This window comes from Streptomyces sp. NPDC002825, from assembly GCF_040295385.1.
Lineage (GTDB): Bacteria > Actinomycetota > Actinomycetes > Streptomycetales > Streptomycetaceae > Streptomyces.
On sequence record NZ_JBEOVH010000007.1, the window covers coordinates 26,028 to 52,956 of the forward strand.

The following is a 26,929-nucleotide window of genomic DNA, read 5'->3' on the forward strand; positions in this document are numbered from 1 at the left end:
CACAGGGCTGTCCACAGGCCCGAGCGAGATCCTCCCGACCGCCCGAGCATGGTCCCCACAGGGTGTCCGGAGAGATGGACACGGGACATTGGGGGCGAAACCATGAACGACACGACCGTGACGCTCGTCGGCAACGTGGCGACGGCGGTGGACTACCGGGAGACGGTGGCCGGCGGGGTGGCCCGCTTCCGGTTCGCGGTGACCGCGCGCCGCTGGGACCGGGAGCGGGGCCTCTGGTCCGACGGGAACACCAGCTTCTACACGGTGTCGGCCTGGCGCTCGCTCGGCGCCAATCTCGCCGCCTCGGTCTCGGTCGGCGAACCACTGGTGGTGCACGGCCGGTTGAAGGTCCGTGAGGAGGACCGCGACGGGCAGCGCAAGACCTTCGTCGACGTGGACGCGGTGGCCGTGGGGCACGACCTGAGCCGGGGCACGGCGGCCTTCCGGCGCGCCCCGAAGGTCGAGCGGGCGGCGCCCGAACCGCAGCCGGAGCAGGACCCGTGGACGGTCGCGGCGGAGGAGGGATCAGCCGTGAATCCGCACCTGGTAACCGCGTCCTGACCTTGCGTTGTGGCGATTTGTCGACCAACTCGCCCGGGTGATAACGATTCCGAGTCGGAATGGTTATCTGACCGTACGACAGGGGACCGGGGGGTTCCACGTCCCTAGGATTCCCGAATACTCATGTGGCACGTGAGCCCATCGAGTCTGCGAGTTCTGCTGGCGTGCGCTCCCCCCACGCGAATCGACCAAGTTCGCGGAGCGGCACGCCTGGAGGGGAATCCAATGTTTTCAGTTCGTGGGCGTGGCGTTGCCCGCCTGGCAGCCACGATCCTGGTCTCCGGCCTCGTCGCGACGGGTGCGATAGCGACCGCCGGACCGGCGCTGGCTGATGAAGGCGCCCCGGGCACCGGCGGTGTCACGGCGAAGTTCGGGGGCATGACCGACGACGCCGGCGCCGTCGTGATCACCGAGAAGGACGGCAGCAAGTGGCCGGTCAACGGTGGTCTGTTCAAGATGGAGGTCGAGGGCGGGGGCACCCTCTTCACCTACTGCATCGACCTCCGCACGGGGGCCAAGCGCGACTACGACTACAAGGAAGTCGGCTGGGACGAGTCCTCCCTGCACAACAACTCCAACGCGGGCAAGATCCTCTGGATCCTGGAGCACGCCTACCCGAAGCTCTCCGCCGAGGCCCTCGGTGGCAGCGTGGGCGTCGACCTCTCCAAGCAGGAGGCGGCCGCCGGCACCCAGGCCGCGATCTGGACCCTCTCCGACAACGTCGTCGCGACGCCGAAGGACGAGGACGCCGAGAAGCTGAAGGAGTACCTCCTGGAGAAGGCGGTCGAGCTCGACGAGCCGACGGCCTCCCTGAGCCTCTCCCCGGCCACCGTGGCGGGCAAGGCCGGCGAGAAGCTCGGCCCCATCACCGTCACCACCAACGCCACCGCCAAGATCGCGGCCGCCGCCGGCACCCCCGCCGGCGTGCAGATCGTCGACAAGACCGGCAAGCCGGTCACCGACGCCAAGAACGGCGACGAGATCTACTTCGACGTTCCGGCCGGCACCGCCGACGGCACCGCCGAGCTGACCGCCGAGGCCACCACCAAGGTCTCCCTCGGCCGCGCCTTCGTCTCCATCGACGGCCCGTCGCAGACCCTGATCCTGGCCGGCTCCAGCGACTCCACCGTCACCGCCAAGGCCTCCGCCACGTGGGCCAAGAAGGGTGCCGTCCCGTCCGTCCAGGTCGCGAAGGACTGCGCCAAGGGCGGCCTGGAGGTCATCGCCTCCAACAAGGGCGACGAGGCCTGGACCTTCGACCTGAAGGGCACCTCGTACACGGTCGCCGCCGGTGAGTCGAAGACCATCACGGTCCCGCTCGCCGAGGACGAGGCGTACAAGTTCACGATCACCGGCCCGAACGGCTTCGAGGAGACCTTCGAGGGCGTCCTGGACTGCAAGACGGCCACCCCCGGCCCGAAGCCGTCGGAGACCCCCTCCACCACCCCCTCGGCCACGCCGTCCACCCCGTCCACCACGGGCGGCACCACCGGTGACACCACGGCCGGCACCACGACCGGTGGCGGCGACCTCGCCGAGACCGGCGGCTCCAGCGCCACCCCGATGATCGCCGGCATCGCCGCGGCGCTCGTCGTGATCGGCGGCGGCGCGGTGTTCTTCCTCCGCAAGAAGAAGACCGCCGGCCAGTAGCCACACCCCCATGGGGTGAGCGCCCGACCGCACGGAGTGATCCGCGTCACGCGCGCCCCGCCCCATGACCCCGCACGACCCCGGACCGCACCCGCGCCCGGGGTCGTCGCACGTCCACGCCCCGAAACGGCCCCATTCGGCCCCCGCCGCCCCCTCCGCGCCCCCGCCCGGCGTCTTACCGGTTTCCGCCTGGGGGTGGCGGTCAGGCAAGATGGGGTGTTTCTCTCCGGCAGAGGGCACAAAACAGCCCCTCACCAGCAGTTTTCCCGCTGATGAGGGGCCGTCTCAGGCAGCCTGGGCCGTCTCTGGGCCGTCAGGCGAGTGCGGGGAGAGTCATCAGGCCCCGATTGCCAGTTGCTCGCCAGCGCTGTCCCCGACACCCAGGTCGGTGCGCATCACGCCCCGCATCGTCTCCCATTGCTCCCATAGCCGAACGAAGTCGCCCCTTATGTCGCCAAAGGATCCATCCGGGTCGGGGTTCCCTTCCTCCAGGCACATGATCCGGCGGTAGATCTCAGACAGTGCCGTCGTCATCTCATCCAGCTCGGCCAGAACTGCTGCGGACGCGATGAGCTGAGCCTCAGCGAAGACTGAGTGGTGATCGCGTCGGGCTTCCTCGACCAGTTCCCGGGCTTCCGGCGTGACAGCTCCCTTGTGCACGGTCCACAGGAAGTCCATGAGATGTGTCCGATAGCGTCGGAAGGACGCATTGACCTGCATGTAGCTTTCACGCCGGCGGGTCAGCTCGGCCACCTGCTGCTCGCGGCGCCACTGGGCGGCAGCCACCTGTTGCTGTCGCTCGAACTGTTCAGATTGAACGCGGCCTAGCAGGCGTTGCGACAGGACAGACGCGATGAGCGTGCCTGTTACACCCACCACCGCAGCGGCTAACCCGATGAGCGCGCTTCCCATGGAACCCCCTGACTGAGCGAGAGACATCGGTGGCATCCTGCCCGCAGTGCCATGGCGGCGGATGTCCTTTCGCGCCTTCGAGACGCCTGACAGAACGACCGCACAGATCCTGTTGGGGGCGCTGTTGGTACTGTCCGGCCGTGACGTTGACTGACCTAAGGCACGGCTTTCGCGATGATGACCAGCGGCGGTGCGTCCAAGCAGCGGTTCACAGTCGCCTCGCGGACGACCGGGAGCCGCAGGAGTGTCGCTACCTGATGCGCTTCTGGTGGCAGCTGAGCATGCCGTACCAGGAAGTTTCGCTTGAGGAACTGCGCCTGAACGTCGGTGGGCAGAAGCTGGACGCCCTCTTGGAACTGATCAGCGCCATCCGGTCGTCCCACGATGAGATCGACGCGTGGCTTGCCGCTGCACAGCAAGCGTTCCCGGTGATTCAAGACCGCGGCTTTAACTTGAACAACAACCTTTGAAGCTTGTCACGTGAAGGCACAGAACAGCCCCTCACCAGCAGGTTTCCCGCTGATGAGGGGCCGTCTCAGGCAGCCTTGGCCGTCTCTGGGCCGTCATGAGCGTGACCGGCGGCCCGGTACATCGCGGAGATGGCCTTCCGAGTCCGTGTCTCGCTGCTCGGCATCAGGTGCGTGTAGACCCGGAGCGTGAACCCCGGGTCGCTGTGCCCGAGGTACAGACTCAGCGCCTTGATGTTCTCGCCGGCGTCCAGGAGGACCGAGGCGTAGAAGTGCCGGAGCGCGTGCATCCCGTGCTCGCGAGCGGCGGCGTAACGGTGCCCCTTCTCAGGGACCGGGATGACCCCGGCGGAGGCAAGCGCCGGCTTCCACGTCTGGTCATTGAAGGCGTTGCTCCACAGGGCCGTTCCGGTAGGCGCCGTGAACACGAGCCGGTGAGTCACCTTCGGTCCGTTCGGCGTCAGCCACGGCAACGTGACCTCGACGGGCGGGAAGTGCTTCATGTGCTCGCGCAAGGCCGCCGAGACCTCCGGGTCGAGGGGGACGTCCCGGAGCTTCCCGCGCTTCGGGGGAGCGAAGACGAGCCCACCGCGCACCTTCTTCACCTGCTGGCGGACGTAGAGCCAGCCGAGATCCCCGATGTTGTCGACGGCGATCCCGAAGATCTCCCCTTGCCGAAGCCCGCAACCGGCACCCACGTCCACCATCGCCTGGTAGTGCTCAGGCAGGCCAGCGCGGACGCCGAAGACCTGAGAGGCGGCCCAGGGGTGTACTCGAGTCGGCGCCGGCCGGGGAGCCTTGACCGAACGGGCCCGGCACGGGCTGGACGCGAGGAGCCGATCGTCCACGGCGGCATTCAGCACCGAGGACACCGCGTCGAAGATGAGCCGCCGGTACGAGGCGGACCCGACGGTCTCTTCGAGCTGCCGGCTCCAGTCGCGGATGTGCTCCGCTTGGAACGAGCCGATGGGACGACCACCAAGGTATGGCAGCGCGTGAAGGCGAAGGCGCCCTTCCACGGCCGCACGGCTACTCAGGTCCGTGGTGAGAGCGGCGATCCAGCGCTCGGCGTACTCCCGGAACGTCGTCCGACTGGCCTTGGGATCGATGTACTGGCCCCGTGCCATGTCGGCTTCGATGTTGGTCAGCCAGACGTCGGCCAAGCGCTTCTGCTTGTCCGGGAAGCTCTTGCTCTTCTCCGAGCCGTCGGGGCCGACGTAGCGAGCGCGGTAGCGCAGCCCGATGCCGTAGCGGTCGGTCTTGACCTTGCGAGGCTTGCCATCGGGGCCGGTCTCGACCCTGAACCATCGATCCTGGATGTGTCCGGCCATCAGGCAGCAGCCCCTTCCATCTGTGCCTGAACCCAGGTCTGCACGTCGGTGGGGTCGAAGCGCACGTGCCGACCGACACGGAAGCCCCGGGGCCCGATCCGCTTGCGCCGCCACTGGTAGATGGTCTCGATGGGCACGCCGAGGAGCTCGGCGACGTCGACCGGGGTCAAGTACCGGTCGGGGAGGCTGTGCGACATGGTCACCACTCCTTCTCCTCGGGCAGGGCACGTAGGGCTTCGCGGGCGGTCTCACGGTTGAGCTGGATGTCCCGGGCGATGGATGCGGCGAGGGCGGCCTCACCGAGGGAGTGGCCCTGGCCGGCGTAGGACCAGGAGTTGAGGACGAGGACGGTGTCCGGCTCGATGTCGTCGAGGCCGCGAGCGGTGCGTTCCTGGGCGGCGCGGTAGTCGGCGCGGGTCTGGCGGAGTTCGCTCAGGGTGGTGGAGTACTGCCGGGACTTGGTGGAGAAGTGGCCCCGGAAGCCGAGCATGTGAGCCCAGGCGAGGAGTCGGCGGTCGGGGTAGAGCGGGTCGAGATCGAAGCAGGCTTCGACGAGGCGCCGGGTGTGGTCGGGGACGCCGAGGAGGACAAGAGCCTCGCGGTTGCCGACGCGGCGGTCGAGGCTGCCGGTGGTCTCGGCGGCTTTGGTGGCGTACTTGGCGATATAGGAGGCGACGACCTGTTCGGTGATGTCGGAGCCGTCGCCGAAGGCCTTGACGGGCCGGATGTCGATTTGGGTGCCCCAGCGGAGGCGGCGTAACGGCTGATCACCGGCGGCGGGGACCGTGACGGTCGTGTACGCGTGGGTGGCGGCGGCACGGATGGCATCGGTGAGATGCTCGGTGGTCGCCCACGACGGCGGCGGGGAGTCGGGACCATCCGGCCCGTCGATGCGGACAACGGCGTGGAAGTGGACGGCGCCCCGTCTCTGGAACTCGGCGACCTTCCCGTACGAGATCCGGGCGACCTCCTTCAGCTCCCTCTGCGAGAGGCCGGCCGCGGAGGCGATCTCCCGGCGGAGGCGGTTCGTGAACCGCTGCCAGAGCTGCCCGGCGTGGTTGTTGAAGAGGACGGCGGCGGCGTAGTCGTACGACTCGGGGTCGAGCGGCGTGCCGAGGACGACGTCGTCCTCGGAGTGGCGGGTGCCGCAGCGGCAGGGCCGGGTGCCGGGACGGTTGTGGACCGGTCCGAAGGACGGGGCGGTGAGGGTGAGGAAGACGCGGGGGTGCTCGCGGACGGTGGCGGGGATGTCCCGGGCGTTGTCTCCGGCGAGGCCGGCGCGGATGAGGTGGAAGGTGTCGCCCGCGTACGTCCAGGCACAGGCGGGGCAGCGGGAGGCACGGCGGTTGCCGCAGGCGATCCGGAGTCGTGCGCCCGGTTCGGTGTCGGTGGAGTACCGGTGGAGGGTCTCTCCGGTGGTCTTGTCTCGGGTGAGGGTCCAGCCCTGGATGTGGATGGGGTGGGAGCAGCCGCCGGTGCGGTGGATCTGTTCCTGCCAGCGGTCGAAGCCGGGGGACCCGGCCACCCGGAGCATGTCGCTCAGGGTGGCGGTGTCCAATCCCGCCGACGAGGCGGCCGGGGCGGTCATCATGGAGTGCTTCCTTCTGGTTCTGCGAGCTGGGTAGGGGCGGGGCTTCCGGGCGGCGGAGACTTGGCAGTTGAGCCGCCCGGAAGCCGACTGGTGCGGTGACTGGAATGGCCCACCGGACCGGCGCGGGTGGGGGACTGGACGGGCGCTCCGAGAGCTCGGGCGGCCCTGTCAGAGGGCGGTGAGACGATCACGCCGTGACGATCAACCTGCATGATTTCGACGGCGAGTACTCGCTGACCTTCAACGCTGGCGGCTTGGCTGCCGATGCCGCTGTAGCCGCTGCTGGGCACGAGCCGAACGGGTACTTCTGGGAAGATCTCGTGCAGTTCGCCTGGCCGGATATTGCCGAGAACCTCGAATTCGACAGCGAGGCAGGCATGTTCTGCGCGGTCGGGAGTCCGAGCGACCTCGCACGACTCAAGACGGCCCTTGGATCCGTCATCGCGAGCCCTGAGGCAGTCCGCGACATCGTTGCCCGTGCGGAGGCATCGGGCTTTGAGTTCGACGACTAGCGCTGTCGGCGCTGGCCGCTGAGGAGCGAGCGCAGGACGACGGCGCAGACGGCGACCGACGCGGCGGTGACGGCGACGGCGAGGAGCATGGAGACCAGGACCGTGCCGACGACCAGGACGGCTCCGGCGCCGCCGGCGACAACAACGGCCAGCCCAGCCGGGGTGAGGCGCACAGCGGAGGACGGCGCGGGGACCGGTGCAGGGACCGGGGCGTGGTGGTGGTTGCAGGCCGCCGCGTGGTCGGTGGCGTGGGGCGTGATGTCGGCGGTGACGGTCGGCTGGACGAGTGGGGTGACGATGCCGGTCGGGAGCGGGTTGACCGGGATGCGCGGCTGGAACGTGACGGTTCTCCCTACCTGTTGATCGTGGTGTCGATGAGCGGGGCGAGGACGCTGTCGGCGAGGAGGAAGCCGCCGAGGAGGATCACGGCGACGAGCCACCAGGGCGGGCGGATGAGCTTGATGCCGAGACCGCCGACGACGATCAGGGCGAGCCAGAGCGGGACGTCCATGAGACGGGCTCCTTCGGGTCAGCGGGGGTGGCAGCGGTGGGTGCGGGCGGCGAGCTGGGCGGCCGAGGAGCTGGAGTACTCGGTGGACCAGCCGCATCCGTCGGACGTGCACACGGCGGCGTACTTGGTGCGGCCGTGGCGGTCCCGGTGGGTACCGATCTGCACCGGCCCGATCCGCATCACGGAGTGGAAGTGGTCACGAGCGGCCATGAGGGTCTCCCTTCAAGCGAGCTGGGCGGCGATGGCAGCGGCCATCAGGGGCGGGACGCCGAGGCGGGCGCGCAGGGTGTCGGCGTCGATCGGGTAGCCGGTGCGGGCGCGGTAGTCGTCGGCGACCTTTCGGGCGTGAGCGACGAGGGCCGGCGGTACGGCCACGGGGGCGGGTTCCGGTTCCGGGGCGGGGAGGACTGGTGCGGCTGCGATCTCCGGCTCCGGCTCGGCGACGTCATACCGCTCGATGACCGCTTCCACGGCCGGGGCCTGCCCGGTGGCCGTGTCGGGTTCGGCAGGCTTGGCGACCGTCGGATGCCCGGGGGAGTGGACAAGCAGAGTGCCGCCGAGGAACGCGAGGGCGGGCCAGCCCGCGACGAGGATGCGCAGCCAGGCGGGGACGTGGCCGAGGTCGAGGAGCCCGGCGGTGGCGACGTTCGCACCGAGCGACGCGGCCAGGGCGACCATGAACCACGTCCAGGCAGAGCGGGCAGGTTCACCGGCGGCCCGTGAGGTCCGAAGCCGGTGCCAGGCGGCGACGAGCAAGAGATCCACGGAGACCGGGTAGGCCCACGCCTTCCAACCGGACTGTCCGGCAGCCGGAGCCAGGTCGTGGAGGTGAGCGAAGGACAGGGCGCCGTGAGCACGCAGCCGGCACGGCGGATGACCCGCGAGGAAGCGATCCTCCTCGTCGAGCGCGTCTTGAACCCAGAGACACCCGAGGAAGAGTCCTCCCAGATCCTGGAGGCCCTTGAACAGGGCCTGTCCTGCCCGCACATCAGCGACTACATCTTCTGGGACCCGGACCCCGAGCTGACGCCCGAGAAGGTCATCGACAAGGCCATGGCCTACAAGCCGATCGCCCTCTGAGGGCAGCGCGGTAAGACTTTCTCTACTTCATCAAGGCACCCGCCGCGCACGGCGCGGCGCGCGCGGCCCGTCGCCCGGGCCTGCGCTCCTGTCTGCGCCCCGCTCCAGCCCGGCCGCCGGCCGCACGCCTGACAGCTCGGGTTGACGGGTGACGAACCCACGATGCGGCCGAGGCGATACGCGAGCGCGGCTCAAGACGATGCTTCCGGCGGGGGCGCTCAGGCTCCAGGATGGCGGGGGCGCCGTTCGCGAGCGCCGGCCGATTGGTGGCGTGCGCGGGAAGCTCCCATCCCGTCTGCCATCGACCCAGGCAAAGCCGAGCAGTCGCGGCCCAGGGCGTCAAGGTCGTTCGTACAGTGGCGCGCTCCACCTTGACGCCCTGAACCACGCCCGCTCCACGGTGTGTGGGTCGACGGCAGACGGGATGGGAGCTGAGGTGAGTGGTGGGTCGAGGCGGGCGGTGAAGACCCGCAGTAGCGTGACCGCAAAATGCAGGCGGCTGTCACACCGGATACGACAAGAGGGCAGAACCGGCCGGATTCGAACCGGCGTCCTCGCGATTTTGGAGACCGCGCGCGACGACCTCTGCGCTACAGCTCCGCCCCGCCCGCCATCCTACGGACTCCTGCTGCTGCCAAGGTGGCACTCGTGCCCTTGGCGTGCCCGTTCGGACGGGAGCTGACGGGGAGCCACGGTGGTTGACGAGCAACGCACGTAAGGACAGCCCCCGACCGATCTGCCTGGTCAGGGGCCGTTTACCTGCGGTGGGTGTGGGATTTGAACCCATGGAGACATCGCTGTCTCGACGGTTTTAGACACCTACCCGACTAGGGACCCGCGTTGAGCACGGCCATGGGCTCGCTTGATCGCATTGTTGTCAGGCTCAAGAGCTGCCCAGTTACCAACCCGCGCACGGCCCCTTGGTCATGCTCGACCTCAGTCAGGCAGGCTGCCAGCCAAACCCGCTCCGTCAATGTCTGCTTTAGAGGAGTCGGCGAGCGTGAGCCGCAATCTCGATGGACTGGGGCTGCCCTGGCGTGGCACCACGACGACGAATCTGTTGAGACGAAACCCAAACTAGATCCGGGTGGTTGGAGGCTGCCAGCTGCCGGAGCTCGTTCTCCTGATCCTGATTGGGAATGAGTTCGTAAATGTCGGCAACGAGAATTTCGAGCGAGTCCGCGTATTCACTGTATCGGATCGGGTCCACCTCCCTGCGGAGATAATTATGCATGATGTGCGGGAAGTTGGAGGCGGACAAGATTCCCGTAGCTACCAACTCCTCCTGAAACTCGCGCCAGGGAGAATCCTCGCGCCCCTGCCTGGAATCGAACCAGCGAAAGAATTTTGCAATCATCTTCCCTGGCACACGCACGCGAATGTCTCCATATCTGGCTGGGTCAACCGGGATCAGGTCGTCATCGGTAACGCCCATCGCGTGGAGCGAACTGCTACCTTGCGGGGAAACCTTGTGCACCCCACCTATCGGTTGAAATTGATGCGCGTATCGAGCTCCGCGGATGAGAAGGTATTTCCCATCGATGATTATCCGGAAGAGGTAGGAGGTTGAAACCCTGATTACCCTCCTTCGATATCGGATTGAATACCAGACATGCCGAATCTGCCCCCAGTTCTGGCCGATTTCGTCAGCGATAGGAATAAGTAGCCCGACGCTCAGCCCTGCCGTCATGTTGACGATCGTCGAATTACTTATGTAGAAGCTTGCCGTTCCTGCGGCAATCGCCAAGATGAGATATGCAACGAGTCGGGACAAGTGATTGCTCCTATCGCGGAAGCGGGATGAGTGGATCCTTGAGCAGGTACCTACTTACCCAAGTAAGTTGAGAATCGGAGGCGGCAAGGCTCCTGAGTAAGGTCCGCGAAACGGATCTAGCTTCGTACATAGCGACCAAGAGGGCTCGCCGGACGTTGACGTTTGACTCGTCCTCGAACTCTCTACGGAGTAGCTGACCATCTGCCACTGTGCTGACCCGGCCCAAGTAGCGGGCGGCGAACTCTCTAGGCAGATTTGACTTATTCCTATCCTGAAGGATGCCCCAGGCGAGGTCACGAATGTCCGTTGATTGAATTTCTTGCCTCGTGGCCGCCTGGAGAACTCGCTGTTCGAGGTAGTCGTACTTGTGGCCGGCGGCCAGGTACAAAGTTGATTCATACCAGCGCCCGATAGTCGCGTATCGCGCAGGGAAGCGTTCCAGGTAACTTAGGAGTTGACTGGCCAGGTGATGACTATCTTTGAGATTTTTAAGGGCCCACGGAATGGCGCGATCATCTTTCAGTCGCCCCATTCTGAATAGAGCGAATTTCACATCGCGATCTCGCTGGACCCCCTCGACTGCTTCCGTGAATAGCTTGTAAAGCCTTTCCTCCGCCCCTCCTTCGCCTATATTGATGCCGTAATTGATCGCATCCTTTTCGAGATCCTCCAGCTGGGAAAGGGATTGATTATGTTCATATATATCGGTTTTGGTCGAGGACATCGAAAGGCGACGAGATCTGAGGATGGTATTTATCTCCAGTAGTGTGTTCCGAAGCGTCTCCCTGTCCGTGTCGAAGATCATCATGTCGTCCGAGTATCGCAGGTAGTGCATTCCTGATCGGTGAACGAACTCGTCGACAGGTAGCAAATAGAGGTTGGCGAGGATTGCAGAGGAATCAGGGCCCTGGGGGATCCCCCAGGCATGACTGGAGGTCTGGAACATTCGAAGGTACGTAGTGAGCCGCTCGACGATTTTCAGATTCGTCCCAACGGACTCGATGTCGATCCCTAGTGTGTGCACGTCTATGTGCTCGTAGAAAGATGTGACATCGGTGCGAGCTAGCTGAAAAGGGGTTTCTTCCATCAGCTTCACGCCATGTTTCTGCATTGAGACCCACGAATTCACGGGGCTCCAGAACAATTTCCCCTTATTTTTCCAGCGGGCACTGTAAACGCCGTCTCGCAGATGGGGTTCGATCAAGTCGGCCATCGAGAAGATGAGCGTGTCATAGACCAACCGGTCATGAACGGAAAGTCGAGCTATTGGGCGAACTGCTACCGCATTCTTCGGGATGTCTAGGATCTCGACATAGTCGGGACCGACGTGCCCACTCTTTATGGATGTGACAATTTCTGCGCGTATGTCACCCCAAGAGGCGTTAGTGTCAGCAAAGTTAATAATGTCCGGAACTTCCGACTGGCCTCGACCGTGAAACAGGCGCCCCCAGGCCATGTCGAGGTGACTGAAGAACGGTTGACTCACCCCGCACCCCCTACGTGTAGCAACTAAGAGTAATGGTCAGGCACTTCAGTCGGGTCTGCTCCGGGAACGCGCAGTTCGGTGGCTGCTTCTTGCTGGTTCACCGCTAGAGAGCGACAGTCCAGGCCCGATCGCAATGGGGTGTTTTCGCCTGTAATGACATGGCACGAGTGGCGAGCATGGTCGGCTCTGGTCCGAAGTGGGAACGAGGAGGGCATGACCATCGATCAGAAGGCAGCACACCAATTAGCCCGCCAGGCTCACGAAGTGGGGCGGGCGTCCGGGCGGAAGGGGTGGCTCGACCTGTTTCGGCGGGTGAGCCGCGGGCGGTTCGGGCGATGGCGTGGGTGGGCGAGAGTGCCGAAGCTGGACACGCCATGGCAAGACACTCTCTCGGGGGAACGGCAAGGCTGGCGTGAGCGCGCAGCCAATCTCGATGGCGAGTTCGCGTTCAGTGTCGACTACCAGGTCTGCCCGGACTGTCAGCTTGGGTGGGTGGAGCAGCCATACACGCTGCCTGAGTATCAGCGTTGCGGTTTAGCCTCCGCCGGCCTTGCAGCACTACGGATCGAGCATCCAGGTCTGTCGTGGCACACCTTGGGTGGGCACCTGCGTGATTCCAAGGGCTTCTGGGAGGCGGTGGGAGCCCATGTGCCTGGCGGTTACCAACAGAGAAGCCCGTGTGCCCACATCACTACTGGATGAGGCCCGACGACGCCTAGGGCCTGTTGCGAAAGTGGATCTTGTTCGTTGATGATCTCCTGCTGTGGGGCGTGGGGATCTGACGAACGGCCAGTGGGCCCGGCTTGAGCCGCTGCTGCCGCGCGGCATCAAGCCGGGTCGGCCGCAGGTGTGGACGCGGCGGCAGCTGATAGACGGCATACGGTGGCGGACCCGGACCGGTGCTCCCTGGCGGGACGTGCCCGAACGTTATGGGCCGTGGGACCGGGTCTATGACCTGTTCCGGCGCTGGCAGCGGGACGGCACCTGGGCCCGCATCCTGACCCGACTCCAGGCCGAGGCCGACGCGAAGGGTCTGATCACCTGGGACGTGAACGTCGACTCCACCGTCTGCCGGGCCCATCAGCACGCCGCCGGGGCGGCGAAAAGGGGGATCTCCAGAAGGAACCGCCCGGCGGGGTCTTCGTCGAGCCGGCCGACCACGGCCTCGGACGCTCCCGCGGCGGCCTGACCAGCAAGATCCACCTCGCGGTCGAGCAGGGGCAGAAGCCCCTGTCCGTCGTGATCACGGCCGGGCAGCGGGGCGACTCCCCGCAGTTCGAGCCGGTCCTGGAAGCCATCCGGGTTCCCCGGCTGGGTCTCGGCCGACCACGCAACCGCCCGGACCGAGGGACTTGGGAGAGCCGGAGCGAGGCGATGGTGCCAGCCCCGGTGGACATTGCGGCGCGCCTCGGCATCCCTGAGGCGGACTACTGCGTGCGTACGTCGTACGAGTACTTGGCCGACGGCAAGCCTGTGCTTGTGTCGACGAGTTGGGAGCCGTACAGCATCACGTCCGGCACGCTTGCCGTTCTGCCCGAGGGTGGGCCGTATGCGGGGATGGGCGTCGTGCGCCGTCTGGCGGAGATCGGCATCACGGTCAGCCGCGCGGTGGAGCAGCCGGAGCCGCGGCAGGCGAGCGCCGAGGAGGCCTCGCTCCTAGGCGTCCAGAAGGGTGCTCTCGTCACGCATATCCGACGGACCTACTACAGCGACGAGGGGCGGCCCGTGGAGACGGCGGATATCGTTGTGCCCGCGGCTCTCTGTGAAATCGTCTACGAGGTTCCCGTCAGTCGCTGACGGGGCAGGCGCAACCGAGGCGCACGGCTTCGAGAGGCCAGATGTGCTGTCTCTGATATAGCCCTGGTCGGTTCGTGGTGCGGACGCTAGTTTCACTTAGCAGGACGCTCACCGGGCCCCAGGCGACTGCCGGCTACTTCGTGCGAGCTGGAGGCAGACGAGATGAGCGCAGCAGTGGCACTCTTTGGTCGAGGCACCAGCTCTGTGGCCAGCGTCGAACTACCGGCAAATAATTCACGCCTCTGCAGGTGGTGCCATGTCCACTCCTGAGACGGTTGGGTCGTTGCGTGGTGACTCGGCCTAGGTGTGCGAGAGAAGGCCCCGAGGCGCGCGCGTTCACCTCGGGGCCCTGGTTTAGAAACTAATTAATAGCTACCTGTTGTTGCTTTTGATCAAGTAATAGAGGGTTACAAAGATTCCTAGCACGGTAGCCCCGCCAATGAAGGCGCTACCTGCCGCCTGAAGTGCTTCCCATTTCGTATTGCCTGCGGTTGTGGATAGCCATCCTGCCCCCAGTGCAACCACCAGCGAGGCGGTTAGTACCAGCAAGGTGGCGAGGAGGGCGTTCTTCCTAGGTTCGAAACCGGACGCGGACATGTCTTCGTTGGCTCCTTAGCGTCGTCTGAAATGTCATTTCTGCTCCAAATTGGTTGATTTCACCGATCGAATCGACTTCGATGGGCCGCATTGCAATTGCACTCGAGTCGATTCGTTTTAGATGTGCGGCTGCTGTGGCGGATCTCTCACGGCGACACCAGTTTCTTGTGTCTAGTCAGGATGGGTGACTCGCGTGTGAGTTGGGATTGCTCGACGATGTCACGGTGGATCCCTCATGATGCGCCTCCCGTTGATCATTTACGACAAGATCACGAACGCGCCTCCGCAATGGGAGGTGACCGTCCCCTGATACTTGGGGGTTCCGAGGGTATCTGCCATGCCCTCAGATGAGTAGACGTGCATTCGAGGCTGCGAGTTCCCCACTTCACCTGTTTGGGTTGGCCGACCGACGGCGAGATCACCAAGTCAAACCCTCGGCGGATGTCTGGCCTTCGGCCACTGCCTCTGTCATGCCAACGGCAACTGGAGGCGTCTACCAGGGCACGCCTGACGGTGGCCGCCAACCGTGGAGTACGGCAGCGCCGTACCGCAACCCCAGCAACCGCCCCTGTCCGGTAGTCCCTCCCCAGGGCCTCAGAGCGGCCGGTATGACCGCAGCTGACCGATCCTGCTAGAGCTGCGGATCAGAAGACAGCCGTGCCTATCCCGTACCCGACGATGCGGGGAACCGGGCTCACTCAGGCACCGGCTTGCCATGGCCGCGCAGAAGGTCGGCAGCGGCCAGCTGCATGTCCCGTTCGATGGAGGCGCGCTTGTCCGGCCAGTCTTCGCAGCTGCTCCACAACCCTACGAACAGGTCCACAAGCTTGGTCGAAGCGTCCGTCCGTTCCGGATGGCAGGCGCACCAGTAGATCTCGTTGCTGGCCTCATAGTGCGTGAGGGAGCCGGTGAGCATGCCCTCCGCCGCCTCAAGCATTCGTTCGCGCCAGGCTTCCTCGACTCCGGGCACAGGGAATTCCAGCTCTGCCATGGCCTGTGCGAAGAGGTCGCGGATGTCGGCCGGCGGGTCGCGTCGGGAGAGCCCTGCCAGCTCGACCGGGGCCGGGCTCTCCAGTCCGTCGGCCAACGCCTGGGCAGCGATCATCGGCAGGTCCTCGGTGGGCTGCTCCCCGAGGGCCAGCTTCAGGGCTGCACGGCGTAGGCGATCCATGAGGGCGCGCTAACCCTCCCGCCCGTGCGGTTACCAAGGAGTATCCAGGTAGGTCGCCAGCCTGGGCGGCGCGGCAGTCCTGGGCCGTCTGTGGGCCGTGCGAGGGGGCTCGGGGGTGATCGATGGCGACCAACAGTGACAGGTCGGCTACGAGGGTCATCCGGGAATCCGCAGGTCAGCGGGCCCGCCGCCTACTGGTTCGCACCCAGGGGTGGCGGTCAGGCAAGATGGGGTGTATCTGCCCACTCACTCTTTGCCGGACGGTTTCTCTTGGCTGAGTACATCTACACGATGCGCAAGGCGCGCAAGGCGCACGGCGACAAGGTCATCCTGGATGACGTGACGCTGAGCTTCCTGCCGGGCGCGAAGATCGGTGTGGTCGGCCCGAACGGTGCCGGTAAGTCCACCGTTCTCAAGATCATGGCGGGCCTGGAGCAGCCGTCCAACGGTGACGCGTTCCTGTCGCCGGGCTTCTCCGTCGGCATCCTCATGCAGGAGCCGAAGCTCGACGAGAGCAAGACCGTCCTGGAGAACGTCGAGGACGGCGTCGCCGAGATCAAGGGCAAGCTCAACCGGTTCAACGCGATCGCCGAGGAGATGGCGACGAACTACACCGATGAGCTCATGGAGGAGATGGGCAAGCTCCAGGACGACCTGGACCACTCCAACGCCTGGGACCTCGACGCCCAGCTGGAGCAGGCCATGGACGCGCTGGGCTGCCCGCCCGGCGACTGGCCGGTGAACAACCTCTCCGGTGGCGAGAAGCGCCGCGTGGCGCTCTGCAAGCTGCTCCTCGAGGCCCCCGACCTGCTGCTCCTCGACGAGCCCACCAACCACCTCGACGCCGAGTCGGTGAACTGGCTCGAGCAGCACCTCGCCCAGTACAAGGGCACCGTCGTGGCCATCACCCACGACCGGTACTTCCTCGACAACGTCGCCGAGTGGATCCTCGAGCTCGACCGCGGTCGCGCCCACCCGTACGAGGGCAACTACTCCACCTACCTGACCAAGAAGTCCGAGCGGCTCAAGGTCGAGGGCCAGAAGGACGCCAAGCGCGCCAAGCGGCTCAAGGAAGAGCTCGAGTGGGTGCGGTCCAACGCCAAGGGCCGTCAGGCCAAGTCGAAGGCCCGTCTCGCCCGCTACGAGGAGATGGCGGCCGAGGCCGACAAGATGCGGAAGCTGGACTTCGAGGAGATCCAGATCCCGCCGGGCCCGCGCCTGGGCTCCATCGTCGTCGAGGTCGAGAACCTCTCGAAGGCCTTCGGCGACAAGGTCCTGATCGACGACCTGTCCTTCACGCTGCCGCGCAACGGCATCGTCGGTGTGATCGGCCCGAACGGCGCCGGCAAGACCACGCTCTTCAAGATGCTCCAGGGTCTGGAGACCCCGGACTCCGGCTCCGTCAAGGTCGGCGACACCGTCAAGATCTCGTACGTCGACCAGAGCCGCGAGAACATCGACCCGAAGAAGACGCTGTGGGCCGTCGTCTCCGACGAGCTCGACTACATCAACGTCGGCCACGTCGAGATGCCCTCCCGCGCCTACGTCTCCGCGTTCGGCTTCAAGGGCCCGGACCAGCAGAAGCCGGCCGGCGTGCTCTCCGGCGGTGAGCGCAACCGTCTGAACCTCGCGCTCACCCTCAAGCAGGGCGGCAACCTGCTGCTCCTCGACGAGCCGACCAACGACCTCGACGTCGAGACCCTGTCCTCCCTCGAGAACGCGCTCCTGGAGTTCCCGGGTGCGGCCGTGGTCATCTCCCACGACCGCTGGTTCCTCGACCGGGTCGCCACCCACATCCTGGCGTACGAGGGCGACTCGAAGTGGTTCTGGTTCGAGGGCAACTTCGAGTCGTACGAGAAGAACAAGATCGAGCGCCTCGGCCCGGACGCGGCCCGTCCGCACCGCGCCACCTACAAGAAGCTGACCCGAGGCTGATCACCTCATGGCTCGGCACATCTACAGCTGTCCTCTGCGCTGGTCGGACATGGACGCCTTCGGGCACGTCAACAACGTCGTCTTCCTGCGGTACCTGGAAGAGGCGCGGATCGACTTCATGTTCCGGCTCGCGCCGGGGGACGGTTCCCCCTCGTTCTCCGGCGGGTCCGTCGTGGCCCGGCACGAGATCGACTACAAGCGGCCGCTGGTCCACCGGCACGAGCCGGTGACCATCGAGTCGTGGGTCACGAAGATAGGCGCGGCGTCGCTGACGATCGCGTACGAGGTCAAGGACGCCGACGTCGTGTACGTCCGGGCGTCCACGGTCGTCGTGCCCTTCGACCTGGAGGCGCAGCGTCCGCGCCGGATCTCCGCCGAGGAGCGCGAGTTCCTCCAGGAGTACGTCGACGACGGGATGTCGTCCGCCGCATGACCGTGCTCGCCCCCCTGCACTTCGCCGACCCGAGGGAGGCGGCGGCACTCGCCGCCTTCCTCGGCCGGCTGGTGCACTACGACCGCGCCGCCGCCGTCCGCCTCCAGGCCGCCGGCGGGGCGCTGGCCGTCTTCGGGCGGCCGCCGTCGTTCGAGGTGCTCGCGATCCGCACGGCCCGCCTCGTCGACGCCGTCGAGCTCGACGTCACCGTCTCCGCCGGTGAACTCCTCGACGGCATCGAGGAGTCGGCCGGCAAGGCCGTCGTCCCGGACTCCGTCACCGGCCCGCCGTGGGCCGGGGTCCTCCCGCCGCGCGGCGGCTGGGAGCCGGTCCCCGGCCTCCCCGACGTCGCCGGGATGCGGGGTGCCGTCGCCGCCGCCGTCCGTGAGTTCCGGGCGCGGGACGAGGAGCTGCCGGAGGAGCGGCGCACCCGCACCGAGCGGGACGCCATCGGCCGCGAGATCTGGTCCCGGACCCTCGGCACCACCGGGCTCCCGCTGCGCGCCGTGCACGCGGCCCAGTCCCTCGGCTTCCTCCCTTCTGGGCAGACCGGGGGCGAGGTGGCGGTCGCGCTGTTCGCCTCCGGGCCGTGGCTGCGGCTGCGCACCCCGTACGGCTCGATCGCGCTGCGTACCGGATCGTCGATCTCGCTGGGCGTCGCGCCCCGATGACCGGTGCCGGGGTCGACATCCACGTCGACGCGCCCCTCTCCGACGACGAGCTCAACGCCCTCTTCCGCGCCGCCTGGCCCGGCCACCGGGACACCGACTTCGGGCCCGTCCTCGCCCGCAGTCTCCTCCGCGTCACCGCCCGCCGGGCCGGGCGGCTCGTCGGGTACGTGAACGTCGTCGGCGACGGCGGCGTCCACGCCTTCCTCCTCGACACCACCGTCCATCCGGACGAGCGGCGTCAGGGACTCGGCGTCACCCTCGTACGGACCGCCGCCGAGGCCGCCCGGGCGCGCGGCGCGCACTGGCTGCACGTGGACTACGAGCCGCACCTCACCGCCTTCCACGAGCGGTGCGGCTTCCGTCCCACGGCGGCCGGGCTCATGGCGCTCGACGGCCCGACCGGCTGAACCGCCGTGCCCCCGCGGTGGCGGCGGCCAGCAGGAGTACGGCGAGGACCGCCTGCCGCCACGGCGAGGTGGAACCCTCCAGGGCCGGCGCCACCCGCCGCCGCGGATCGTAGGCCACGCGGACCTTCCCGCCGTCCGGCGCGGCCCGGTGGCCCTCCGTCACGGCCGACGGATAGCCGCCCGGGCAGCGCAGGGTGTGGTGGTACAGGACCCTGGTGGCGCCGCCGTCGCCGGACGAGGAGGAGCCCTCCTCGCGGACCTTCACGACGACGCACTCGGCGACCTCCCCGCGCGCGGCCGCCCGGTCGGCGGCGGCCACGGTGAGCAGCAGCGCGGCGACCAGCGCGAGCGCGCCGAAGAGTCCCGTGACGCCGTCGACGAGCAGGAAGTACGCCACTCCCGCCACCAGGACGGCCGCCCCGCCGACCGAGACCGCGACGGTGGTGGACGGCGCGGAGGCGCCGCCGAAGCACCAGGCCGACCACGCGTACACCGCGACCGCGCAGACCGCGGGCAGGGCCGCGGTTCCCCAACTCGCCACGCCTGACGTGGACTCGGCCGACGATTCCGTCGATGACATGGACATCACCCCCTGGGGGGAGGGACGCCCGGTCGCCGGGCGAGGGTTCCTCGGAAGACCTCGGCCTCGGCCCGGGGGAGGGTTCCTCGGAAGACCTCGGCCTCAGCCCCCGGCCTCGCCCTCCGACTCAGCCCCCGGCCTCGCCCTCCGACCCAGCCCCCGGCCTCAGCCCCTCGCCCCCGGCGCCCCGCCTCACCCCTCCGCGTCGTCCGGCCAGACCCCGATGTGGTCCTGCTCCAGCTCCAGGGCCACCCGGTGCTCCATGCCCAGCGCCTGCGTGTACTCCGCCGGGAGCTGGAGCCGGCCCGCGCGGTCGAGCATCGCGTACTCCCGGGCCACCAGGGACTCATGGCCCTGCTCGTCGACCTCCGTGCGGCGCAGCACCTCCGAGGAGGTGCGGCCGTCGCGGATGGCGACCGTGCGGCGCACCTCGGAGGCGACCGCCTGGTCGTGGGTGACGATCACGATCGTCGTGCCCAGCTCCTCGTTGGCGCGGCGGAAGGCCGCGAAGACCTGCTCGCCGGTGGCCGAGTCCAGCTCGCCGGTCGGCTCGTCGGCGAGGAGTACGGCCGGGTTGTTGGCGAGGGCGACCGCGATGGCCACCCGCTGCTGCTGGCCGCCGGAGAGCTGGTGCGGGCGCCGGTCCCTGATCTCCGCGATGCCCAGCATGGCGAGGAGCTCCTCGGCCCGCTCCGCCTTCTGCTTCGATCGGCCGCGCAACTGCATGGGAAGCGCCACGTTCTGGGCGGCCGTCAGGTACGGAAGGAGGTTGCGCGCGGTCTGCTGCCAGACGAAGCCGACGACCTCGCGGCGGTAGCGCAGCCGCGCCTTGCCGTCCATGCCGAGCAGGTCGCAGCCGGCGACCCGGGCCGCGCCGGCGGTCGGCACGTCCAGGCCCGCCAGGATGTTCATCAGGGTCGACTTGCCGGAACCCGAGGCGCCGACCAGGGCCATCAACTCGCCCTCCTTCACGAGGAGATCGAGGCCCTGGAGCGCCTGCACCTCCACCCCGTCCGTGGTGAAGATGCGGACGAGCCGGTCGCAGGCGATGAGCGCGTCATGACCGTAGGAGGGCCGGTCGCGGCGCGCCGTGGCCCGCCGCTCCAGCTCTTCCAGGGTCGTGTCGGACGGGGCCGTGTCGGTCTTCGTCATCGTGCGTCTCCTGCCCTGAGTTCCTTGATCGAGCCCGTGCGTCCCGCCCACCAGGCCTGTCCGACCGCCGCGAGCCCCGTCAGGACGACGACGGCGAGCGCGGGCAGCACGAGCGACCACGGGTCGGCCCGCAGCGGGGCGCTGTCCAGCGGGGCGAAGCCGGGTGCCGACGCGAGCGCGAGCCGGAACAGGTCGACGCCCGGGGCGAGCAGCGGCACCGTCGCCCAGCCGACGAGGATGCCGCCCAGCGCGGCGAGGACCGCCTGCGGCAGCGCCTCCAGGGCGAGCAGCCGGCGTCCCTGCTTCCGGGTGAGGCCCATGGTCCGCAGCCGTGCGAGGAGCGTGTTGCGCTCGGGTGCGCTCTGCATGAGGGAGAGCAGCACGGCCACGACGGCGAAGGCGGCGCCCGCGCCGATCGCGCCCAGGTAGATCCGCTCGGCGCCGGACTGGAGCGGCGAGTCCACGTACGTGGCCCGCTCCTCCTGCCGCAGCTTCACCACGAGGGAGTCCGACTTCGCCGTCGCGGCGGCGCGCAGCGCGGTGCCGTTCACCGTTCCGGTGACGAGCAGTGCGGTGTTCGTCCGGTGGGTGAGGTCGGCGCCGTTGACGAGGAGGAAGTCGGCGTCGTCGAGGGCCGGGGTCGTGGAGCGGACCGCGACCACCTTCACGCGGAAGACCCCGGCCGCCGAGATGATCTCCTGCGGTTCGCGGCCGAGCCGTTCGGCGACCTTCGGCGAGGCGATCGCGGGCAGCACCCGCTGGGTGTCCGCCACGGCGCCCTCGCCGCCCTTCCCCGTCGAGGCGAGCAGCCCGGCGGGGAACGGGCCGAAGTCCGTCCGGTGCGCGAGCCGGGTGTACGAGGCGGGCTCGACGCCCACGATCGGCGCGCTCATCGGCTCGGCGGTGGTCCCCTCGTGGGACGGCAGGTCGACCCCGTACTCGATCTGCAGCGGCGCCACGTCCCGTACCCCCGGCAGGCCGCGCACCGACTCGGTGAGCCCGGCGGGCAGCGGGGTCCACTCCACCGCGCCGCCGATCCGCGCGTCCGCGCCGGTCGCCAGGAGCGCCGCCCGGTCGCGGGCGTCGGCGACGCCGGCGAGGACGGAGCCGCCGAAGGCCGCGGTGGTCAGCGCGAGGACGAGGGCGAGCAGCGGGAGGGTGCCCGAGGAGGAGGCGCGCCCGGCGCGGGCGAGGGCGAGCGGTCCGACGGCCCCGCGCAGCCGGCGGGCCGGGCGGGCCAGCCAGCGCAGCGGCAGCGGGTAGATCCGTACGAGGACGGAGGCGGCGATCAGGCCGACGAGCACGGGCGCGGCGCTCACCAGATGGTCGCCGGAGTCGCCGGTGCCGCGCAGCCGCAGCGAGGCGACGGCGCCCACGGCGAGGACGAGCAGGGTGAGTTCGAGGACCGTGCGGCGCCGGGAGGGGCGCGCGGTGAGCAGGTCGTCGCGGCCGCCGTGCAGGCGGGGGCGCCGGTGGCGGACGAGGGCGCGCGCGGGCAGGACGAGCGTCGCGATCAGGGCGACGAGGGCGGCGGCGAGGACGGAGGGGGCGAGCGGGATGTCGCCGGAGCCTCCGGAAGGCGGCCGGACGGTCGCCACGGCGAGACCGAGGGCGAGGGCGGCGGCCGGTACGACGACGGCGGAGGTCTCGCCGAGCAGCCGCAGGCCGATGCCGGTGAGCGAGGCGCCGCGGGAGCGGAGCAGGGCGAGCTCGCTGTCGCGGCGGGCGACGAAGAGGCCGCCGGTCATCGCGAGGACGACCGCGGCGACCGCGCCGATCCCGAAGACGGCGACGGCCACGACCGGGTTGATGGCCTCGCGCATCGAGCGGTACGAGTCGACGATCGCGTCGAGCTGGGTGGTCAGGGTGGCGTTGCCCGGGACGACCTCGCGCATCCTGACCAGGCCGGGGCCGCCGGTCGCCGAGTCGAGTGCGGCGTCGAGCCGGTCGGTGTCGCGCCCGGTGAGGTGGCCGGCCTCCGGCATGAACCGGAAGAAGACCTCCACGTCGTTCGTCGTGGACAGCGCGGCGGGCGCGGAGGCGGGGGAGAGCAGCAGCGCCGCCTGCCAGTAGTACTTCACCTCGTCGCCGACCAGCGGGGTGAGCGCCGGAGTGTGCAGCAGCGGCTCGACCGCCCAGTACGGGGAGTCGGGGCTGCGGGGCTCGACGATCCCGGTGATCGTCACGGCGACCGGCTCCGGGCGGAACTTGTGCGGGACGTGCACGACGGAGCCGGGCTTCAGGTTCAGGGACTTGGCGGTCTCCGTGGTGACGACGGCCTCGGGGGCGTTGGGCGTGCCCGCGGCCGCCCGGCCCGTCCGCAGGGTGGTGTGCTCGGCGAGCCCGGACGGGGAGGCGAGTTCGAACTCGGGGAGGAGTCCGTCCGGTTGGGGAAGCCAGCGGTCGGTGCCGGCGACCCGCTTGAACGTGCGGACGCCGTGGACGGTCTGCTCCGGGTCGGTGAGGATCGGCGCGGGGAACAGCTTCTGCAGCTCGTCGCGCCGCTTCTGGAGGACGCCGGGGGCGATGCCGGCCCCGTGTTCGTCGACGGGGAGCGGGGTCGTCAGTTCGAGGACGGTGTTGCGCGGCGCGGCGTTCCGGATGTCGTGCCGCAGGCCCTCCGTCTCGTACCGGTCGACGGCGCGCGGCAGCGCCGCCGCGAGGTACGCGGTGACGAGGACGAGCAGGGCGAGGGAGGCGGCGGCCCAGGGCGCGGTCCGCAGCCGGGTCCGCACCCAGGGCGCCACCGGTCGGGCGGGCTTGTCGGACCGGGACCGGGGCATGTCGGGGGCCTTCCTGCGTACGGCGGGCATGTCGGTGTTCTCCCCGTCCTCGTCAGGGGCCGTCGGCGGCATCAGTTGTCCCCCTGGTGGCGCAGGGTCACGGCCGGGTCGGTGCGGCGCAGGGCGATCGCGGCGACGATGGCGAGCGGAAGGGCGGCGACGCCGGCGAGCAGCAGCGCCACCTGGCCGAGGGGCAGTTCGACGAGGACCGGCGGGATGGGCCGGGCGGCCTGGCCGGTGAGGACGACGAGCGGGACGACCGCCCGGGCCAGGACCGTGCCGAGACCGATGCCGACGAGCAGGCCGATGCCGATGAGCAGGCCCTGCTCGGCGGCGACGAGCCGGGCGAGCTTGCGGCGGGGCGCGCCGAGTGCCCGCAGCACGCCGAACTCGGCGGACCGTTCCCGCATCGCGCCCGCCGAGCCGACCGCGAAGCCGACGGCGGCGAGCGCGGCGGCGGCCGCGGCGACCGCCATCAGGGCGGCGTTGGGGCCGGCGCCGAGCGGGTCGCCGAGGAGTTCGGCGGCGACCTCGTCCCGTACGAGGACCTGGGCGGGGTCGGTGTCGGCGCGGGCGCGCAGGGCGGCGGCGACCTCGTCCGCGTGGCCGGGGGCGGTCTTCAGCCACCACTCGGTGGCCGGCAGGGTCGCGAGCCCGTCGGAGTCGGCCGCCAGCAACCGGTTGACCGAGGCCAGGTCGAGGAGGATCGCGCCGCCGTCCTCGGGCGTGGCGACGGCGGAGGCGACGGAGGCGCTCAGGGCGCCCGGTCCGGTGGTCGGCAGCTCCTTGACGACCCGGTCGACGGTGACGGCGAGCTGACGGCCTGCGATGCCGACCTGGATCGGGTCACCGGGCTCGGCACCGGTCGCCTTCATGAAGGTCTCGGTGGCCACGGCCGGGAGCCGCGCGGGAGGCTTCGGGGCGGGGGAGGCCAACCGCAGGGTGAACTCCGGGATCTCCCCGGGGAAGCCGGGCTTCGCGCCGACCACGGGGAACGCGGCGGAGTACGGGGCCGGGCGGCCGCCGGCACCGGCGGACCCGGTGCGGGCGGTCGGCTTGCCGTCGGTCGTGCTGCCGTCGGGCAGGGTCTGTTCGAACGTGGCGGCCCAGGGGCCGAGGACCTGCCCGGGGGCGTGGGTCTTCGTGCCGCCGGTTCCGGCCGTGGTGAAGGCCTCGACGTGGACGGTCTCCGTGGCGTCCGCGCCGTCGGCGACCACGCCGGTGAACTCCAGACCGGTGAGGGTGAGGAGGCCGCCGGTGCCGGGGGCGTCCTCGGCACCGGGCACGGCGGTCTCGGCGCCCAGGTCGAGGCTCAGCCGGTGGGTGCGGCCGTCCGAGGGCAGCAGCCCCAGGTCCCGTCGGTACGGGACCCCGCTCGGGTCCTCCAGGACGGCGCCGACCCGGGTCTCGGGCGCGCCGGCGGGCGTGGACGTCCGCAGGTCGACCGTGAGCGTGCGGGTCCCGGCGGGCAGCCGGAGACCGGTGCGGGCGGCGGCCCCGGGGGTGAGCGGGGCGAGCAGGGCCGGGGCGGGACGGTCGGCGAGGTCGGAGCGGAGGAGGATCCCGCCCGCCTTGCGGGTGTCGACGGCGAGGACGGTGGCGTTCTTCCCGGACACGTCCAGGGAGGTGCGGTGCACGGGCGCGACGGAGGTGACGCCCGGCACGGCGGCGAGGCGTTCGGTCTGCGTCGGCTCGCCCGGGCCCGCCCCGAGGACACGGACGTCCGTGCCGACCCGGAAGTCGGCCTGGTCGCGCTGCGAGCGCTCCCAGGAGCCGCTCTGCCCGATGGCCAGCATGCCCATCGCGACGGCGAGCACGAGGAGGAGGACGGGGCCCGCGCCGCGCAGCGGCCTGCGGCTGAACTGCCAGCCGGCGAGGGCGGCGGAGAGCCCGCGCCCGCCGGCCGCGCGCCGCTCGGCCAGCTTGGCGGCGGGCGGCAGCAGACGCAGCGTCAGGACGGTGCCGGCGAGCAGCGCGAGGGCGGGCGCGGCGACGAGCACCGGGTCGACGGACCCGCCGCCGGACTCGTCCGCGCCGAGGGTGCCGCCCGCGGCGGCCGGCCGCTGGAGCTGCCAGTAGGCGACCGCCGCGATCGCGAGGAGGCCGAGGTCGGCCCCGGCCCGTACCGGAGCGGGCAGGGCGGCCGAGCGGGCCTTGCGCAGCGAGACGACGGAGCCGTCCCCGGCGGCGAGCGCGGGGGCCACGACGGCCGCCGCACAGCACAGCGCGACGACGGCGGCGACCAGCCACACCTGGGCCGAGGGCGAGGTGTCGAGGCGCACGCCGAGCTCGGAGAGCGCGGACCGCTCGGCGAAGAGCCGGGTCAGCGGGCCGGAGAGCAGCGGGGCGGCGAGCGCGGCGGGCAGGGCGAGCAGCAGTGCCTCGGCGGCGGCGAGCCCGGCGATCCGGCGCCGCGAACCGCCGCGGGCCCGCAGCAGGGCCGTCTCGCCGGACCGCTCGGTGCTGAGCAGCCGGGCGACGAGCAGCAGCGCGTAAGCGGCGAGCAGCACCAGCTGGACGGCGACGATCAGCAGGGTGGAGCGGGAGACGAGCAGGGCCCGCCCGGTCTGGTCGAGGACGGTGGGGAGCGCGGTCTGCACGGAGATCGTCGTCCCGAACGCGTCCGTGGAGTCGGCGAGTTTCTTCGGGCCCTCGGTCGCCGTGGTGCGCAGGGCGTCCATCCGGTCCGTGGTGAAGCCGGTGAAGTCGGCGGAGCCGAGCCAGGAGGTGTCGCCGGCGCTCAGCGCCCCGGAGGTGAGGAGGGCCGGGTCGACGAGCAGCGGCCCGTACGTGGTGAACGCGACGGTCCGCACGCCGCGGCCGCCCGCCGGGTCCAGCTGCCAGTACAGGTCGGCGGTGTCGACGGGCTTGTAGACGCCGGTGATCCGGGCCTTCACCTTCCGGTTCGCGAGCCGGTCGGTGAGGTCGAGGACGGTGCCGGGGCCGACCTTGAGCCGCCGGGCGACCTCCTCGGGCAGCGCCGTCTCGACCACGCCCGCGGCCCGGGCGGGGGAGGGCCAGGAGCCCTTGACGAGCGAGAGCCGCGAGCGGTCGAGTGCGGCGAACTGTGTCAGGTCGGGGTCGCCCTCGCGGGCGGCGGGCGGCTGGAGGCCGCGGGGGAGCGCGTACGGCCCCGAGCGTTCGAGCCGCCATACGGTCACCGGCAGCCCGTCGAAGGTCTGCCGCATGCCGTCCTCCACGGCCGCCTCGGCACTGGCCCGCTTCCCGGCCGGCACCTGACCGCTGACGAGCAGCGAGGCGGCGGCCGCGGACCGGCCCCTCAGGCCCGCCTGGAGCGCGGCGTCCCCGATCGCGCCGGAGAAGGCGGCGAGGGTGGCGAGCACGGCGGTCGTCAGGAGCACGGCCAGGAGCGCCGCGGCGAGCAGCAGCCGGTGTGCCCTGACGCGCAGAAATACGAACCCCGTCACCCATCCCCCTGGCACCGCTGAAGTTTCCTCGGATGCTTTCAGAGGGCACGTGTCGCTGGTAACCGCTTACACGCGGACCTTGATGCGATCGTGACCGTTA

Annotated in this window: 25 protein-coding genes, 1 tRNA gene and 1 pseudogene; 11 read left to right on the plus strand and 16 right to left on the minus strand. The window is 69.4% G+C overall.

Features of this window, described 5'->3' with window-relative positions:
- Positions 1 to 102: 102 nt before the first annotated feature.
- Together ABT041_RS11680 and ABT041_RS11685 are read left to right on the plus strand one after the other, a co-directional pair.
- Positions 103 to 561, plus strand: coding sequence for a single-stranded DNA-binding protein (locus ABT041_RS11680; protein ID WP_351182791.1), 459 nt, complete (start codon positions 103 to 105; stop codon positions 559 to 561).
- A 225-nt stretch (positions 562 to 786) separates the two neighbouring features.
- Positions 787 to 2,211: an LAETG motif-containing sortase-dependent surface protein gene (locus tag ABT041_RS11685; protein ID WP_502976445.1), complete on the plus strand. Its 1,425-nt coding sequence runs from the start codon at positions 787 to 789 to the stop codon at positions 2,209 to 2,211.
- A 336-nt stretch (positions 2,212 to 2,547) separates the two neighbouring features.
- On the opposite strand, the gene ABT041_RS11690 is transcribed toward ABT041_RS11685, so the two are convergent.
- A complete protein-coding gene (locus ABT041_RS11690) occupies positions 2,548 to 3,123 on the minus strand; it encodes a hypothetical protein (protein WP_351182795.1) in 576 nt (191 codons plus the stop codon).
- 140 nt (positions 3,124 to 3,263) lie between these two features.
- Here ABT041_RS11690 and ABT041_RS11695 point away from each other — a divergent pair, with 140 nt between their 5' ends.
- Complete coding sequence (locus ABT041_RS11695; protein WP_351182797.1) at positions 3,264 to 3,593, plus strand: hypothetical protein; 330 nt, start codon at positions 3,264 to 3,266, stop codon at positions 3,591 to 3,593.
- A 65-nt stretch (positions 3,594 to 3,658) separates the two neighbouring features.
- Here the strand turns inward: ABT041_RS11695 and ABT041_RS11700 are convergent, their stop codons facing one another.
- From ABT041_RS11700 to repSA, 3 genes are read right to left on the minus strand one after another with little or no spacing between them, the layout of a single operon-like run.
- The gene (locus ABT041_RS11700) at positions 3,659 to 4,921 is read right to left on the minus strand and encodes a tyrosine-type recombinase/integrase (protein WP_351182799.1); all 1,263 of its coding nucleotides are present in this window, start codon (positions 4,919 to 4,921) and stop codon (positions 3,659 to 3,661) included.
- The gene (locus ABT041_RS11705) at positions 4,921 to 5,118 is read right to left on the minus strand and encodes a helix-turn-helix transcriptional regulator (protein ID WP_351182801.1); all 198 of its coding nucleotides are present in this window, start codon (positions 5,116 to 5,118) and stop codon (positions 4,921 to 4,923) included. Before ABT041_RS11705 ends, ABT041_RS11700 begins: the two co-directional genes overlap by 1 nt.
- Positions 5,119 to 5,120: 2 nt before the next feature.
- A complete protein-coding gene (gene repSA / locus ABT041_RS11710; protein WP_351182803.1) occupies positions 5,121 to 6,512 on the minus strand; it encodes a replication initiator protein RepSA in 1,392 nt (463 codons plus the stop codon).
- 194 nt (positions 6,513 to 6,706) lie between these two features.
- On the opposite strand from repSA, the gene ABT041_RS11715 reads away from it, so the two are divergent.
- Positions 6,707 to 7,024 (plus strand): Imm51 family immunity protein, encoded by a 318-nt coding sequence (locus tag ABT041_RS11715; protein ID WP_351182805.1) that lies wholly within the window; start codon positions 6,707 to 6,709, stop codon positions 7,022 to 7,024.
- On the opposite strand, the gene ABT041_RS11720 is transcribed toward ABT041_RS11715, so the two are convergent.
- From ABT041_RS11720 to ABT041_RS11735, 4 genes are read right to left on the minus strand one after another with little or no spacing between them, the layout of a single operon-like run.
- On the minus strand, positions 7,021 to 7,350 hold the full coding sequence (locus tag ABT041_RS11720) for a SpdD-like protein (protein WP_351183256.1): 330 nt from the start codon (positions 7,348 to 7,350) through the stop codon (positions 7,021 to 7,023). The genes ABT041_RS11715 and ABT041_RS11720 overlap by 4 nt on opposite strands.
- Positions 7,351 to 7,376: 26 nt before the next feature.
- A complete protein-coding gene (locus ABT041_RS11725; protein ID WP_351182807.1) occupies positions 7,377 to 7,535 on the minus strand; it encodes a hypothetical protein in 159 nt (52 codons plus the stop codon).
- An 18-nt stretch (positions 7,536 to 7,553) separates the two neighbouring features.
- Positions 7,554 to 7,745, minus strand: coding sequence for a mobile element transfer protein (locus ABT041_RS11730; RefSeq protein WP_351182809.1), 192 nt, complete (start codon positions 7,743 to 7,745; stop codon positions 7,554 to 7,556).
- A 12-nt stretch (positions 7,746 to 7,757) separates the two neighbouring features.
- Positions 7,758 to 8,396, minus strand: a complete 639-nt coding sequence (locus ABT041_RS11735; RefSeq protein WP_351183258.1) for a DUF2637 domain-containing protein — start codon at positions 8,394 to 8,396, stop codon at positions 7,758 to 7,760.
- Here ABT041_RS11735 and ABT041_RS11740 point away from each other — a divergent pair.
- A complete protein-coding gene (locus tag ABT041_RS11740; protein WP_351183290.1) occupies positions 8,385 to 8,615 on the plus strand; it encodes a bacteriocin immunity protein in 231 nt (76 codons plus the stop codon). The genes ABT041_RS11735 and ABT041_RS11740 overlap by 12 nt on opposite strands.
- Positions 8,616 to 9,140: 525 nt before the next feature.
- On the opposite strand, the gene ABT041_RS11745 is transcribed toward ABT041_RS11740, so the two are convergent.
- The 3 genes from ABT041_RS11745 to ABT041_RS11755 all read right to left on the minus strand — a co-directional run bounded on the left by ABT041_RS11745 (position 9,141) and on the right by ABT041_RS11755 (position 11,875).
- Positions 9,141 to 9,215, minus strand: a tRNA-Trp gene (locus tag ABT041_RS11745).
- Positions 9,216 to 9,597: 382 nt separating this feature from the next.
- A complete protein-coding gene (locus ABT041_RS11750; RefSeq protein ID WP_351182811.1) occupies positions 9,598 to 10,389 on the minus strand; it encodes an SMODS-associated NUDIX domain-containing protein in 792 nt (263 codons plus the stop codon).
- Between the two features lie 10 nt (positions 10,390 to 10,399).
- The gene (locus tag ABT041_RS11755; protein WP_351182813.1) at positions 10,400 to 11,875 is read right to left on the minus strand and encodes an RNA-directed DNA polymerase; all 1,476 of its coding nucleotides are present in this window, start codon (positions 11,873 to 11,875) and stop codon (positions 10,400 to 10,402) included.
- 763 nt (positions 11,876 to 12,638) lie between these two features.
- Between ABT041_RS11755 and ABT041_RS11760 the strand changes: the two genes are divergently transcribed.
- Together ABT041_RS11760 and ABT041_RS11765 are read left to right on the plus strand one after the other, a co-directional pair.
- Entirely contained in the window at positions 12,639 to 13,064 is a 426-nt protein-coding gene (locus tag ABT041_RS11760) for an IS5 family transposase (protein ID WP_351182815.1), read from the plus strand.
- 155 nt (positions 13,065 to 13,219) lie between these two features.
- Positions 13,220 to 13,672: pseudogene (locus ABT041_RS11765) on the plus strand (UTRA domain-containing protein); the annotation flags it as partial.
- A gap of 1,291 nt (positions 13,673 to 14,963) precedes the next feature.
- Here ABT041_RS11765 and ABT041_RS11770 read toward each other — a convergent pair.
- A complete protein-coding gene (locus ABT041_RS11770; protein WP_351182817.1) occupies positions 14,964 to 15,440 on the minus strand; it encodes a hypothetical protein in 477 nt (158 codons plus the stop codon).
- A 270-nt stretch (positions 15,441 to 15,710) separates the two neighbouring features.
- Between ABT041_RS11770 and ettA the strand changes: the two genes are divergently transcribed.
- Genes ettA through ABT041_RS11790 form a run of 4 tightly spaced genes read left to right on the plus strand, consistent with a single transcriptional unit; the run spans position 15,711 to position 18,886 of the window.
- Positions 15,711 to 17,375, plus strand: a complete 1,665-nt coding sequence (ettA, locus tag ABT041_RS11775; protein ID WP_351182819.1) for an energy-dependent translational throttle protein EttA — start codon at positions 15,711 to 15,713, stop codon at positions 17,373 to 17,375.
- Between the two features lie 7 nt (positions 17,376 to 17,382).
- Positions 17,383 to 17,808, plus strand: coding sequence for an acyl-CoA thioesterase (locus ABT041_RS11780; protein ID WP_351182821.1), 426 nt, complete (start codon positions 17,383 to 17,385; stop codon positions 17,806 to 17,808).
- Positions 17,805 to 18,479, plus strand: coding sequence for a DUF8010 domain-containing protein (locus tag ABT041_RS11785; protein WP_351182823.1), 675 nt, complete (start codon positions 17,805 to 17,807; stop codon positions 18,477 to 18,479). The genes ABT041_RS11780 and ABT041_RS11785 overlap by 4 nt, the downstream gene beginning before the upstream one ends.
- Complete coding sequence (locus tag ABT041_RS11790) at positions 18,476 to 18,886, plus strand: GNAT family N-acetyltransferase (protein WP_351182825.1); 411 nt, start codon at positions 18,476 to 18,478, stop codon at positions 18,884 to 18,886. Before ABT041_RS11785 ends, ABT041_RS11790 begins: the two co-directional genes overlap by 4 nt.
- Here the strand turns inward: ABT041_RS11790 and ABT041_RS11795 are convergent.
- The 4 genes from ABT041_RS11795 to ABT041_RS11810 form a co-directional block, all read right to left on the minus strand.
- On the minus strand, positions 18,858 to 19,466 hold the full coding sequence (locus ABT041_RS11795; RefSeq protein ID WP_351182827.1) for a hypothetical protein: 609 nt from the start codon (positions 19,464 to 19,466) through the stop codon (positions 18,858 to 18,860). The genes ABT041_RS11790 and ABT041_RS11795 overlap by 29 nt on opposite strands.
- 192 nt (positions 19,467 to 19,658) lie before the next feature.
- Positions 19,659 to 20,618, minus strand: coding sequence for an ABC transporter ATP-binding protein (locus ABT041_RS11800; protein WP_351182829.1), 960 nt, complete (start codon positions 20,616 to 20,618; stop codon positions 19,659 to 19,661).
- A complete protein-coding gene (locus ABT041_RS11805; RefSeq protein ID WP_502976458.1) occupies positions 20,615 to 23,431 on the minus strand; it encodes an FtsX-like permease family protein in 2,817 nt (938 codons plus the stop codon). The genes ABT041_RS11800 and ABT041_RS11805 overlap by 4 nt, the downstream gene beginning before the upstream one ends.
- A 41-nt stretch (positions 23,432 to 23,472) precedes the next feature.
- Positions 23,473 to 26,829 (minus strand): ABC transporter permease, encoded by a 3,357-nt coding sequence (locus ABT041_RS11810; protein WP_351182833.1) that lies wholly within the window; start codon positions 26,827 to 26,829, stop codon positions 23,473 to 23,475.
- Between the last annotated feature and the right edge of the window lie 100 nt (positions 26,830 to 26,929).